At 68.4% G+C, this 12,268-nt stretch carries 11 protein-coding genes and 1 pseudogene; 4 read left to right on the top strand and 8 right to left on the bottom strand.

Annotated elements, in window-relative coordinates; translation table 11 throughout:
- Positions 1-378: 378 nt before the first annotated feature.
- Positions 379-1,062 (bottom strand): TetR/AcrR family transcriptional regulator C-terminal domain-containing protein, encoded by a 684-nt coding sequence (locus tag ACFWVP_RS19910; protein ID WP_384498300.1) that lies wholly within the window; start codon positions 1,060-1,062, stop codon positions 379-381.
- 116 nt (positions 1,063-1,178) lie between these two features.
- On the opposite strand from ACFWVP_RS19910, the gene ACFWVP_RS19905 reads away from it, so the two are divergent.
- Complete coding sequence (locus ACFWVP_RS19905) at positions 1,179-1,883, top strand: DUF4386 domain-containing protein (protein ID WP_384498298.1); 705 nt, start codon at positions 1,179-1,181, stop codon at positions 1,881-1,883.
- A 580-nt stretch (positions 1,884-2,463) separates the two neighbouring features.
- On the top strand, positions 2,464-3,243 hold the full coding sequence (locus tag ACFWVP_RS19900; RefSeq protein ID WP_384498296.1) for a DUF4145 domain-containing protein: 780 nt from the start codon (positions 2,464-2,466) through the stop codon (positions 3,241-3,243).
- Positions 3,244-3,421: 178 nt separating this feature from the next.
- Here ACFWVP_RS19900 and ACFWVP_RS19895 read toward each other — a convergent pair.
- Positions 3,422-3,747: pseudogene (locus ACFWVP_RS19895) on the bottom strand (transposase family protein); the annotation flags it as partial.
- A 46-nt stretch (positions 3,748-3,793) separates the two neighbouring features.
- Here ACFWVP_RS19895 and ACFWVP_RS19890 point away from each other — a divergent pair.
- The gene (locus ACFWVP_RS19890) at positions 3,794-4,111 is read left to right on the top strand and encodes a DUF6221 family protein (protein ID WP_384498294.1); all 318 of its coding nucleotides are present in this window, start codon (positions 3,794-3,796) and stop codon (positions 4,109-4,111) included.
- Positions 4,112-4,282: 171 nt separating this feature from the next.
- On the opposite strand, the gene ACFWVP_RS19885 is transcribed toward ACFWVP_RS19890, so the two are convergent.
- From ACFWVP_RS19885 to ACFWVP_RS19875, 3 genes are all read right to left on the bottom strand, one after another.
- A complete protein-coding gene (locus ACFWVP_RS19885) occupies positions 4,283-4,666 on the bottom strand; it encodes a transposase (protein WP_384498292.1) in 384 nt (127 codons plus the stop codon).
- 200 nt (positions 4,667-4,866) lie between these two features.
- Positions 4,867-6,204, bottom strand: coding sequence for an MFS transporter (locus ACFWVP_RS19880; RefSeq protein WP_384498290.1), 1,338 nt, complete (start codon positions 6,202-6,204; stop codon positions 4,867-4,869).
- On the bottom strand, positions 6,201-6,866 hold the full coding sequence (locus tag ACFWVP_RS19875) for an ArsR/SmtB family transcription factor (protein WP_384498288.1): 666 nt from the start codon (positions 6,864-6,866) through the stop codon (positions 6,201-6,203). Before ACFWVP_RS19875 ends, ACFWVP_RS19880 begins: the two co-directional genes overlap by 4 nt.
- Positions 6,867-7,318: 452 nt before the next feature.
- Between ACFWVP_RS19875 and ACFWVP_RS19870 the strand changes: the two genes are divergently transcribed.
- A complete protein-coding gene (locus tag ACFWVP_RS19870) occupies positions 7,319-7,678 on the top strand; it encodes a recombinase family protein (RefSeq protein ID WP_384498286.1) in 360 nt (119 codons plus the stop codon).
- Positions 7,679-7,877: 199 nt separating this feature from the next.
- On the opposite strand, the gene tpg is transcribed toward ACFWVP_RS19870, so the two are convergent.
- From tpg to ACFWVP_RS19855, 3 genes are all read right to left on the bottom strand, one after another.
- Positions 7,878-8,432 carry a telomere-protecting terminal protein Tpg gene (tpg, locus tag ACFWVP_RS19865; protein WP_384498284.1) on the bottom strand — a complete coding sequence of 185 codons (555 nt, stop codon included), beginning with the start codon at positions 8,430-8,432 and terminating at the stop codon, positions 7,878-7,880.
- A 10-nt stretch (positions 8,433-8,442) separates the two neighbouring features.
- Positions 8,443-10,572 (bottom strand): telomere-associated protein Tap, encoded by a 2,130-nt coding sequence (gene tap, locus ACFWVP_RS19860; protein WP_384498282.1) that lies wholly within the window; start codon positions 10,570-10,572, stop codon positions 8,443-8,445.
- 657 nt (positions 10,573-11,229) lie between these two features.
- Positions 11,230-11,568: a MerR family transcriptional regulator gene (locus ACFWVP_RS19855; RefSeq protein ID WP_384498280.1), complete on the bottom strand. Its 339-nt coding sequence runs from the start codon at positions 11,566-11,568 to the stop codon at positions 11,230-11,232.
- Positions 11,569-12,268: the final 700 nt, after the last annotated feature.

Raw genomic sequence — 12,268 nt, 5'->3', positions numbered from 1 at the left:
GGGGCGGCGGCGGGTACAGCCGGCGAGGGAGCCTCGGGAACCGGTGTCACCGGAGCAGTCAGATCGACCGGAGCCGCCTTCAGGGCGGCGGGGTACAGCTCGGCGAGCTTGTCCTGGAGCCGTCGTTGCCGAAGGGGCGAAGGTGGGGCGGCCGCCGGTCTGGCCTCGGCGGCAGTTGATCGACGGCATGCGGCTTCGGGTCCGGACCGGTGTTCCGTGGCGGGACGTGCCTGTCGAGTACGGGCCGTGGGGCCGGATCTACGACCTGGCGAGACCATCGGGCTGCGCCCGCCGGCCCCGGCGGCCGCTCCAGAAGTGGACTGACCAGCAAGATTCACCTGGTCTGCGATGCAACACTAGATCAGCCCTCCGCACCCGCTACGCCTTCCGTGCGGACGTCCAGCCTTGGCAGCGGAGGCTTTCGAAGCCGTCCAGGAGGAGGTCGAGGGCGAATTCGAACTCGAACTGGTCATCGCAGCCGCCACCGACCGGGGAACCCCCGTCGTGTGCGGCCGTCGCGGCCAGCTCCGCGATGTGCGGGTAGCGCACCGCCAGCTCGGGGCTCGGCGGGCCGGAGGGGCCCGGGGTGTCGAACAGTTCCTGGCTGAAGCCCAGCAGGCGGCTGCCCATCGCGTGCATGACGTGGTGCGTAAGGTCGGCGGAAAGGCCGCCGCCCCGGAAGCTCCCGGCCATGGAGTCCAGATACGCCAGCACGGCCGGGGTGGGGCCGGTCCGCGATTCGATGACCCGGGCCGCCCAGGGGTGGCGCAGCAGGACCCGTCGGGCCGAGAGGATCCGCCCACGGACCACGCTCTGCCAGTCGGGGCCCGCAGTCGGCGGGGCGATCTCGCCGACCACTGTGTCGACCATGCCGTCGAGCAGCTCCTCCTTGTTGGCCACGTGCTTGTAGAGGGCCATCGGTACAACGTCCAGCTCCTGCGCGAGCCTGCGCATGCTGAGCGCGTCGATGCCGGTGGCGTCGGCGAGCGCGACGGCGGCGCGCAGGACGCGGTCCTTGTTTAGGGGGGTCCGGTGCGTATGTGTGGCTTTGTGTCGGCTCATTCCGGTCTACCCCTTCCCTCCTCGACCACGCTCTCTCCTTGACGAGTGTACGCCGTACACCTATGCTCCGCCAGGTGTACGGCGTACACCACCACCGAGCGAGAGGTACCGAGAAGATGAGTCCGGATCGAAGAACCGCGGTGGCCACCGGGTCGCTGTTCCTGCTGACCGAGGCCGCCGCGATAGCGGGGGCCGTTCTGTACCGCCCCCTGCTCGGAGCGGCGGACGGCCGGCTCGCGCAAGGCGCCGACATGCGGGCGCTGCTCGGGGTGCTCTGCGAGGTGGTGCTGGTGGTGGCGGTGGCCGGTACCGGGGCGGCACTGTTCCCCGTCCTGCGGCGCCACGGCGAGGGGCTCGCGCTCGGGTACGCCTTCGGGCGGCTGCTGGAGGCGGCCGTCATCACCCTCGGGATCGCCGCCGTCCTGGCGCTCGTCACCCTGCGGCGGGACACGGAGGCGGCGGCAGGCGCCGACATCGCGCTGGTGGCCGTGCACGACTGGACGTTCCTGCTCGGACCCAACATCGCCCTCGGCCTGAACAGCGTCCTGCTTGCCTACCTTGCGTACCGCACACGGCTCGTGCCGCGCTTCATCGCCGTGCTCGGCCTGGTTGGCGGGCCGCTGATCTGCGCCTCGGCCGTCGCCGTGATGTTCGGGACCTACCCGCAGCTCTCCGTGGCGGGGGCGGCCGCCGCGCTCCCGGTGTTCGCGTGGGAGCTGGGGCTGGCCGGGTGGCTGATCGCCAAGGGGTTCGGGCCCGGCTCAGGCGCCGCGTCCCGGGCAGACGGAGAGGTGGCTGATCCGGCAGGTGTCCGTCGGTGAGGTCGGCCCGAGCTTGACGACAGAGCCGTCCAGGGGACGCGCCAGCCCTGCCCGGGCAGGGGAACGTCATGAGCTGCGAGAAGCAACGGCCAACACGCGCTCGAACGGCATCAGCGGCCGCAGAACCCGCACCCGTCCGCCCCGGCTACAGCCTCGTGGGTGGTCGCCACGCTGCTTGTCCTGGTCGCCGTGGTCGGTGTGGCGCTCTGTGTGGGGGCTGCCGCCCTCGTGTGGGCCAGGCCCGGCGCCGTGGGGCCGTTAACCGCGGCGCTGAGCGTGGGGGCGTTCCTAATCGGCCTGGCAGCCCTGGTCGTGTCCGTGCTCGCCCGCCGGTAGACGCGCCCGGGCGCTGTCTTGTACCGGGCCACGATGGCTGTTGCCGGGCTTATGTGTGGGCGAGTTCCTGCAGCAACGCGTCGAGGAACTCCGGGTCGCCCTCGTCGTGGAGGCCGATCTGTGCGCCCCGCCCCGGTCGACGAGGAACTGGCTTCGCTCTCGCGTGACGGCCGGTACCACGCACCTCCGAACTACTCAAAAACCGTCCTCCACAGGTACGTTGCCGCTGGCAGGATGTGAAGCTATGGCAAACCATTTGAATGAAGAACTACAAGCGATCGCTAAGGTATTCCCCGAGGACCTGGAGGAGTGGCCCACTATCCCGTGTCCCACGTGCATGCGAGGGGTCTTGTTGCCGGACCCCGACTCGTTCGTGGATGAGGAGACGGTCACCAGCAAGTCCTTGCAGAGTCATGACGAGTGGGACCCCGAGTGGATCCAGGGCTACTTCCAGTGCGTGCTCGTATGCAGAAAGGCCACCTGCGACCGGGTGCGGGTGATCGGGGAGTCATCAGTCGGTCCGGGAGGCTCGTACGACGTTCAGTGGGAGAAGCTACTGAGGCCGACCATGTTCTTCCCTGCGTTGCCCCTGCTCCAAAGCCACAAGCATTGCCCCCGCGCGGTCTGGGAGCGGGTCAGCGCCGCATCCAAGATTCTCTGGCTCGACCCCAGTGCTGCCGCGAACAGGATCCGGGCAGCGATCGAGACCTTGTTGGACGACCAGAAGACCATCCGCGAGAAGGCCAATCCCGATGGGAAGGTCATCAGGCTCAGCCTCGACAGCCGGATCACGACCTTCAAAAGAGCACTGCCGCAGCATGCAGAAGCTGCCGACCTGCTCTTGGCCGTCAAGTGGATCGGAAACGTGGGCAGCCACGAGGACGTTCTCCGCATCTCTGACGTCCTGGAGGGAGTCGGGTTTCTGGACCACGCGCTGTCCCTGATTTACGACACGAACCACAGCGACATGAGAAAGAGGGCGTCTGAGGTCACAGCCCGGCGAGGACGGCCCGGCACCAAGTAGGGCCCGTCCGAGGGCTGAGCAAGGGACAGGCCCCGAACCGCGGGGTCGCGTTGCTAAGAGCTGTCCCGTAAATGATCTCTGAGTCGTGTGGACGCGGTCGGTGGCCAACCCGACCGCTCGTCTATCCGGCGAGGTTGAGGTTGTGCAGGCGGGCGATTCCGAGCATGGCGTGGTGGACGCCGTCGCCCCTGAGCACGGTGTCCTTCGCGAACCGCTTGCGGGGTGGAGGGCGAGCATCAGCCCGAGGTGATCGATGGTCCGGTCCGCGGCCGACTTGGACACCCCGAACAGCGGAGCGAGCTGCCGCACAGTCAGATTCGTGCGCCAGTAGGCCGCGACCAGCAGGGCCCGGTCCTCCAGCGGCAGGCTCCACGGCCGGCCCCTGCGGACCGCGTCCGCATCCTCACGCCGCAGAAGTGTCACCAACTTTGCGAACAGACGAGGGCTCAGCCCGGTGAACTGGGCTATCCAGGACGGCTCCGAAGCCGCGATCACACCAGACACCACAAGATCATTCCATGATGTTTTGTATGGCATCGAGAATGTCCATATGACTGTAGAACTGGTGAGGTTCATCGAGGCGCGGCTGGACGAGGAGGCCGACTTGGCTCGGCGCTGCGACGGTGACGGATGCGGGGAGTGGTCGGCCCACGGTCACACGGTCGACTTCTGCCAGGTTGACCTCACTGGCTTCCACCCCGCGGTTGCGCTGCACGTGGCTCTGCACGACCCGGCCCGCGTCCTGCGCGAGATCGAGGCCAAGCGGCGCATCCTGGCCCGTCACGCCCGCGACCCCTGGCCGTGCCACGACCTGCGTGACCTTGCCTCGCCCTACACCGACCATCCTGACTTCCCCGCAAGGGCCTGAAGCGGCGCAGTACATGAGTAGAAGCCCCAGCAAAGCCGCGAGACCAGGCGTCACGTCGGCCTCGGAAGATCATTACGGGACAGGACTCAGGGATCGTCGCATTGACCGCTGACAGAGAGGTCACGAGGCGAGCAGTACCCGCTTGCGCAGAAGTTTGAAGCCAGCTCGTCCCTACATCTGCCGCTTGATCATTTTAATGCGGTTGACATGGCCTTCGACGACGCCTGAGCTCCAGGGCAGGGTCAGGCCGGCGGTGACGGCCGCTCGGTCACGTTCGAGGCCGTTGATGAAGGTGTGCATGCTGGGCAGGTCGTCGGCCCGGACCGCCGCAATCCACTCGGGGAGCCGTTCTTTCTGCAGCTGGGTGAGCATCTGTCCGAAGGAGCGGACGTGCCCGGCGAGGGCGTCCAGCTCAGGGCAGTGGGCCAGAACGGACTTCAGCTTCAGTTGCTCCTTCTCCGGAAGGGCGTCTGGGTGAGATCCACCCGGCCACAGTTCTGGGCGACGCCGGCCGTCCCTCCGGCGCGGCATCTTGGAAGGGACGAAGGTAGGCACGGACGGCACCGTATCCGCCTGCGTATCCGTGGCTCTGGATTTCCTTCCAGAGAGTCCAGGCATTCGTGCAGCCCTCGGCCCATCGCTCGTGCAAGTGCGGCTTGAAGTCGTCGAGCTTCGTTCTGCGGCTCTGCCACTGTCCTTGGAAGAGTTCTTCCGGGCTTGCCGCGTCGGCCAGGCGCGCTTCCCTCCCGTAGCGGTTATGTGGCTGCATTCGCACTGTCTTGTGAGGCGTCTTCCTTGGAATGCGGCTTCAGGACGCCTCGCCGCCGCGTTCGGTCTATCTCGCGCCACTCCGGCCGCAGTCCAGCCAGATTCGTGGTGAGGAAGTAAGCGGCGCCGCAGGTGAGCAGCACCGGCACGAGTCCGACAGCGGTCACCGCCGCCCCGGCGATCAGCCCGCCGAGAGGGATACCTGCCCAGGCCAGCGAGTCACCGAGCGCGTTGACCCGGCCCAGCATCCGGCGTGGCACCCGCTCGACGAGGACGGCCCCCAGCACTGGGTTGACGAAGCCGGCGCCGAACCCGCTGACCGCGAAAACGGCGAGTACCACCCCCAGCGGGGCATCGAAGGCGAGGATCAGGAACCTCGGTGCCCCGGCCAGCAGGAACCCGGTGAGAACCACCATCCGCCGCCTCAGCCGGTGCGCAACCATCGCCGCGATCAGGCTCCCGCCGACTCCTGCGGCCCCCATCACGCTGCCCATCAGACCGATCGCGGCCGGCCCGTAGCCGGACTCCCTGGCCCAGACGGGTACGAGCACCGAGGTGATCGCCGCGTCCAGCAGGTTGGTGACGCCGACCATGACGATGACGGTGAGCAGCAGCGGCTCGCCGCGCAGGAAGGTGAAGCTCTCGCCGAACCGCCGCCAGTAGCCCGGTTCCGTCTTCCCGGCCGCCGAGAGGGCTTCCTCGGCCGTGTGCCCCATGCCGCGCGGCAGCGCGAGTTTGATGATCACCGATCCGAGGGCGAAGCAGCCCGCGTTGACGGCGAGTGCGGCCAGGGGGCCGAGGAGCGCCACCAGGGATCCGCCGATCGCCAGGCCGACGGTGGAGGCGAGCCGCTCGATCACGCCGGACAGACCGGTGGCGCGCTCCAGCGGTACTCGGCCGCGCTCGGCTGCCTCCGGGACCATCACCTCCTTGGCCAGGTCGCCGGGTCCCCGGGCCGCGCCGATCAGTGCGACCAGAACCAGCAGAAGGGGAAAGGAGAGCAGGTCCAGGGCGTGGAGCAGGGGAACTGCGGCGGCGGCGGTCGCGCTGGCCAGATCGGTGGTCCAGGAAACGGCCCGCGGGCCGATCCGGTCCACCAGCGGTCCGGTGAACGCCTTGACCACCACGTAGGGAGTCATCTCGCAGAAGGTGACGAGTCCGGTCTGGGTGGCGCTGCCGGTGGTGACGAGGACGAACCAGGGCAGTGCCACAACGGAGATGCGCGTGCCGGTCAGCGACACGGCCATGGCCGCCAGCACCCCGCCCAGCGGCCGTAAGGACCTCTTGCCAGGTATGCCGCGGGCCTCCGAGGCGTCGTTGGTCATGACGTCGGGATTCCTTCCTCTTCCTGAGGGCCGGAAGGGGGCGACGGCGCGGCAGCCGCGTCCAGTTCGGGCAGGACATACGTGATCACGGCGACCCGCTCGGCTCCTTCGGGGGCGCTTGCCGCTGCACCCGGGTCGTCCCGCCGGTAGCGCGAGATGACGTCCTTCAACTCCCGGTCCAGGGCGGCGGCCTCCTCGGGCGTGAGCCGCAGGGCCCAGTCGCTCATGTCGAAGGTGTTCCGCCAGGCGCGGGGCATCGTCTGAAGCCCGTTCAGGGTCTGCTGCGTGCGCAGGGTGTAGATGGCGGCGACCGACTGGTGGTAGGCCAGTGCGGCCTCGGGCTCCCGGTCGGCTAGTTCCGGATCGTTGAACCAGGTAGTCCGGTGCACCGACCGCCACCAGCGCTCGCGCGCGTTGCCGCGTTCGGTGTCCTCCTCGACGAAACCGGCCGCGCCGAGCTGCCGAAGGTGGTAGCTGGCCGTGCCGGAATTCACACCCAGCCGCTCCGCGAGGCGGGTGGCCGTCGACGGGCCGTACTTCCGCAGTAGCCCGACCAACTGCACGCGCACCGGATGTGCCAGGGCACGCAGCCCCTTGGCATCCAGGACAACCGAGTCCTCTTCAACGTTCGGGCCATCCGGCCTCTCCGCTGCATCAACCATGCGACATACGGTAGACCGCGAAGAGTTCTTCGCAAAGAGGTATTCGCAAAGAAGTCTTTGCGGTTCAGCCTGCCTGCAAGGCGGCACTGCTCATCTGTCGACCGATTCATGAGCAAGATCAATAAGCGGCGGCGCCCAGCCGGATCGACGCCGGATCATGCCCATAAAACGGTGTCAGAAAGTCGATGCGCTCGCGAACTTGAGCAGCACCGTTTTCTGTACGATCTGGCAGGTGCAGCCACTTCAGGATGACGACGCCGCCGATCTCCTCGCCCCCGTTCCGCCCGTACGGACCGGCAGGCTCGTGGGATACGCACGCGTGTCCACCAAGGGGGCAGTTGCTCGACCGGCAGATCCACGCACTCAACACAGCGGGATGCATCCGGATCCTCGCCGACAAGAAGTCCGGCAAGAACGCCGAGCGCGAGGAGCTGTGAAAGGCCCTCGACTTCTTGCGCGAGGGCGACACGCTCGTCGTCCCGTCGATGGACCGGCTCGGCCGCTCCATCCAGGACCTCATCGCGATCGTGTCCGGCCTGCGTAAGCGCGGCATCGGGTTCACCTCGCTGCACGAGGCGCTCGACACAACCACGCCCGGCGGGCGCCTGGTCTTCCACGTGTTCGCGGCCCTGGCGGAGTTCATCCGCGAACTCATCGTGCAGGGCATGAACGAAGGCCTGGACGCAGCCCGCGGCGCCAGGCTCGGCCGCCCGCCGGCGATGACCGAGGAACAGGTACGTCACGCCCGCGACCTACTCGCCCGCCCGGAGAACACCGTCACCTCGATCGCCAAGCTCCTCGGCGTCCCGTAACACCATCACAACTACGTGCCCGGACTCAAGGGTGGTCGCCTCGCGCTCGCTGGGGCGACCCAGACGGCGGAACTGCCCGGCCCTCCAGGTCAGAGAACTGACCACCGCCGTTTGCGGCTGGTGACAGCGTTCTTACCGGCACCCCTGGTCGGAGGCGGCCACATGTCGTGGTCAACGAGTGCTGTGCCGACGTGAGGCCCTACAGGTTGAATTCGATGTGCTCGACGTCGGTGAACTCCACGAGGAGTCCGCCCGCCCGTCGGCCGCCGTCGCGGAAGTACGTCTCCTGGAGGGCTTCGGCGGCAATGTCCTGCAACTGCTGGTCGGTGGCGCCTTGGTCGCGGGCTTCGAAGAGGCGGGCGGCGTAGGTGGGTGGGAGGGCGACGGTGAGGTGGCGCAGGCGGGCGTCGTCGGTACTGCCGGGGGCAGCGGTGTAGCCGAAGCGGGCGCGTGTGTCGATGACGATGCCGTGGGTGGTGGCGGCCTTCTGCTTGGCCTGGGCGCGGATCTGTGGCTGCCAGCGCTTGGTGACTTCGCCTTCCAGTCGGGTGGCGAGGTCCTTGCGGGGCGTTTTGATCTGGTTCTTGACGTAGCGTTCGACGGTGCGCTGGCTGATGCCGAGCTGCTGGGCTGCGGCTCTGGTGGATTCCAGCTGTCGCACGAGGTAGCGCATGCGGGCGCCGGCCGAGGTGGGGATCGGCCGGGTGAAGGCTTTGTGGACGGCTTTGTCGAGCCCGTCGGCGAGCTGTCCCATCGGTTGCTTCCTACTCCCCGTTGTCGGTTCGGGTGACCTGGCCGTCCTTGATGTACCGGGCGATGTTCTCGTCCCGGCCGTGCTGTTCGTAGACACTTTCGGCCCACAGGGTGGTCTGGGTGCCTTCATGCTTGACCATGCCGGGGCTGACGCCGAGGCGGAATCCTCCGGGCAGGGGCTTGTCGTCCTTGTAGGGGAGGAAGTCGAGGGGGCTGGGGCCGTCGCTGGCGTAGACGGCGCAGTCGGAGAGGATCGCGAGCGGGTATTGGCCGGTGGCGTCGGCGAGTTTGAGCATCTTGCGGTGCATGTTGGTGCGGGCCTTGGAGATGACGGCGGCGCGGATGTCGGGGCGCCAGGTGGGGCGGGACAGGGCCCTCCAGGGCTCCCCCGGTTTCCAGCCTTCGCCGCGGGGGCGTTCGCGGAGTTTGCCGAGGCCGCCCTTGACGGTGGCCTTGACAGCGGACAGGAGGGTCGCCATCTGCGGGTCGCGCAGGCGGTGGCCTTCCATGGCCGCCAGGAAGTCAGCCGGGGCCAGGTCGGTGGTGACGCCGAGGTCGGCCATCGTCGCGATGTAGGCGTCGCGCAGCCGGTTGTACCAGCCGTCCAGGTAGCGGCCGCTCTCATGACGGACGTACGCCTCGGCGGGGGTGACCTGGTAGCCGAGTTCGACGGCGTAGGCGACGGTCGGTGTCGCGTACCAGGCCGGACCGGGGGGCCTCTCGCCCCGTGGGGTGAAGGGTGAGGGGAGGCGGTCGTCGAGTTCGATGTGGGAGAGGTCGACGAGCCAGGAGCCGGGCAGCTTCGGGTCGAAGGCAGGCTGGCGCACGTGGGTGGGCGCTCCCAGGCCGACGGTGGTGCCGTTGGCGGCGGCGGCGAAGGCCATGTTGACGTCGATGCCCACGACGTACCGCTTGGCGCACTCCTCGTCGGTGAGCGGGCGTGCCCAGTCGTAGGCCTCTTCCATCAGCATCTCTGCGGGGGTGCGCTGATGGAAGCGCGGCAGGCCGGCCAGGAGAGGGTGGCCGTCCGGTGCCTCGCACGGTGCGCAGTCCACCGGCTCCTTGCCGAGCGAGCCGGGGTTGTGCTGGCTGTGCCTTTTGCCGGTGTGGTCAGGTTCGCTGGCACGGGTGGGCGGGTGCAGTGCGGTCATCAGTTCCAGGCCGGTGACGGCCGTGGACCCGCGCGGGGTGATCACGCGGGTGGCGTAGGTGCCCAGCAGGCGGGCGAGTTCGGGGGCGGGGAGCTGTCCGGTGTCACCCCAGCTGCGTTTGTCGAGCGCGTTCCAGGAGGGGATGCACAGCTGCACGCACGCCCGCTTGCCGCCTTGGGCGGGGCGGTAGATGCGGGCCCACGGGCCGAAGCCACGGCGGGTGAGCTGCCAGTCGGCCCGGGCGAGCTGCTTGATGACCTTGTGGCCTTCCGGGAGCCGTCCGGCGCTGCGTTCCTCATCGCTGAGCCGGACCGGTAGACCATAGCGTTCACACGCGGCGGGGGTGAGCACGATCAGCGGGTCGGCGTCCTTGCCGGACCCGTTGAGCCGGGCGGCGCCCAGCTTCGCCTCGTTCAGCGTCCAGTCGACCAGAGCGGGGACGGACCTGGCGGGCACGTCGAGGACGAGACCGCCCACGCAGTACGCCACGGTGTGCCCGTCCTCGATGTCGACAACGGCCAGTGGGCCGTTCGCGAACCGCGGATCAGCCTGCGCCGGTGGCACGGTGGTCTTCGCGGCCGCCGGGCGACGGGGCACCGTGCGCGCCGCGCCCGCGGGGGCGGGTGCGTGGACAGCCCGGGCGGCACCGGCGGCCGGAGCAGCAGGGGACGGCGTGCCGGTGGAAGGGGCGGCGTCGGGTACGGCCGGCGAGGGAGCCTCGGGAACCGGTGTCACCGGAGCGGTCAGATCGGCGGGGTACAGCTCGGCAAGCTTGTCCAACAGCCGCGCGTATGCCTCACGTTGTGGAGGGCGTGGTTCTGTCTTGCCGTTCTCCCAGGACACGACGGTCGCGCGGCGTACATCCAGCGCCTTGGCGACCTCGTCCTGCGTCAGACCGTGCGCCTTGCGCAGGCGCTCCCGCTCCTGCGGTCGCGGCAAATATGCGCGGCCCGCGATGAGGGCATCGACCGCATCAAACAGTTCAGACATCACATGCCTCCTGAATCCTGTTCCGAACCTACCTCTCACACCTCGATGAAATCAACTTTTTCCGGACTTTCCCCGAGCATTAGGCGTACTTCAGTACCGGTACGTGAGCACGGGTACCCGTCCGGCTCCGCCAGGAGCGGGCCTGCGCGAGCCCGGCGGTCGGCAGCTGCCGTCCTTCGAGATATGCAGCCGCCGGGCGCAGCGTTGGCCAAAGGCTGGTGGGGCGGTCCGCGGCGAAGCCGACCTCTGGCCTCCCCCAGCAAAAAAGGCCGGAAAGCGCGGGCGGCTGCGAGGTCCGCACTTCGCAGCGTGCGGGGATGGCAGGAGGTCCACGCAGCTGGTCAGGGCACCAGGTGCTGGCCCTTGGAGGCGGCGGTAATGGGCAGGACAGCGCAGATGCGGGTGCGAGATCCTTGAGCGCGGGGGTCCGGGCAGACGGAGGCGGTCGTGCAAAGCACCCTGCGTCTCGACACGGTACGTCGGCCCGGCTTCGGAAGGCCCGCGTTCAGGCGGCGGTCCGTCCGCGCCAGGTGCGCGGCGGGCGACCTTATCGGAGGCCGCGGTTCGGATCGGCAGTACGACCGCGACCGTGCGTGGTTTGATCACCGACTGGTCCGCGTGAGGCCCGCCGGTGTCCCGGCGGGCGCGAAGAGCGCTTCAGGCCGCGGATGGTGTGCTGGCCGGCGTGATGCCTCGGTGGGATTCGGTGTTGAGGCGCTGGGCTTCTTCGAGCTGGTCCTCGAGGATGACGATGCGGCAGGCGGCCTCGATGGGGGTACCGGCATCTACGAGTTCTCGGGCGCGGGCAGCGATACGCAGTTGGTAGCGGGAGTAGCGGCGGTGGCCGCCCGGGGAGCGCAGTGGGGTGATGAGGCGGGCTTCGCCGATGGCGCGGAGGAAGCTCTGGGTGGTGTTGAGCATGTCGGCGGCGCGGCCCATGGTGTAGGCGGGGTAGTCGTCGTCATCGAGACGGCTGAACGAGTCGTCTGCTGTCATCTGTACCTTCCTGTGGAACACGCGTGGAGGGGCCCTGGTGCCTGTGGCACCAGGGCCCCGAAGGAACTGCTACACCATCTGCCGGCCCTGGTACTGCGCCGGCCTTCTGTTTCCGCCGACCCGACCTGAACTCTGTCGGGGGTGCGGGGATCGCGGTTGCTTGACCGGAGACCACCTCACTAACGATGTCCTGCGGTACCCAGGCTCAGACTTCTACCCGGGCGATCCTGATGGCGCTCAACTCCTCCGTTCTTCCCTCTGGGGATCACTTGCGAATTGCGGATGCTGCTCATTCGGTACTGCTGGTGATGCGAACTGCTCGTGGCTTGATCAAGCGCCACTCTTCGGCAGCCAGCCCCGTCGCCTGTCCTGCATCTGCTCTGGCTTAGAACCCCACTGCCGAACTTCCCGGTACGCGCGCCACGGTCTGACGCCTTTTGCCGAGGGACCACTGGTACTGCGGACTGCACTTGCGTACTCCGGTACTGCTCGCGGTGGCCCCTGATCACTGCGGGCCACCCGGTCCGGGGTCAGTCCCGTCGCCGTCCTGCAACCGCTCTGGCTTCGAAACTCCACCACCGCACCGCTCTACTGGTGGCCTGTGAAAGCGCCACTCTTCGGCAGCCAGCCCCGTCGCCTGTCCTGCATCTGCTCTGGCTTAGAACCCCACTGCCGAACTTCCCGGTACGCGCGCCACGGT

It is taken from the genome of Streptomyces sp. NPDC058637, assembly GCF_042717325.1.
Taxonomy (GTDB): domain Bacteria; phylum Actinomycetota; class Actinomycetes; order Streptomycetales; family Streptomycetaceae; genus Streptomyces.
This window is presented reverse-complemented; position numbering and strand designations above follow the sequence as displayed.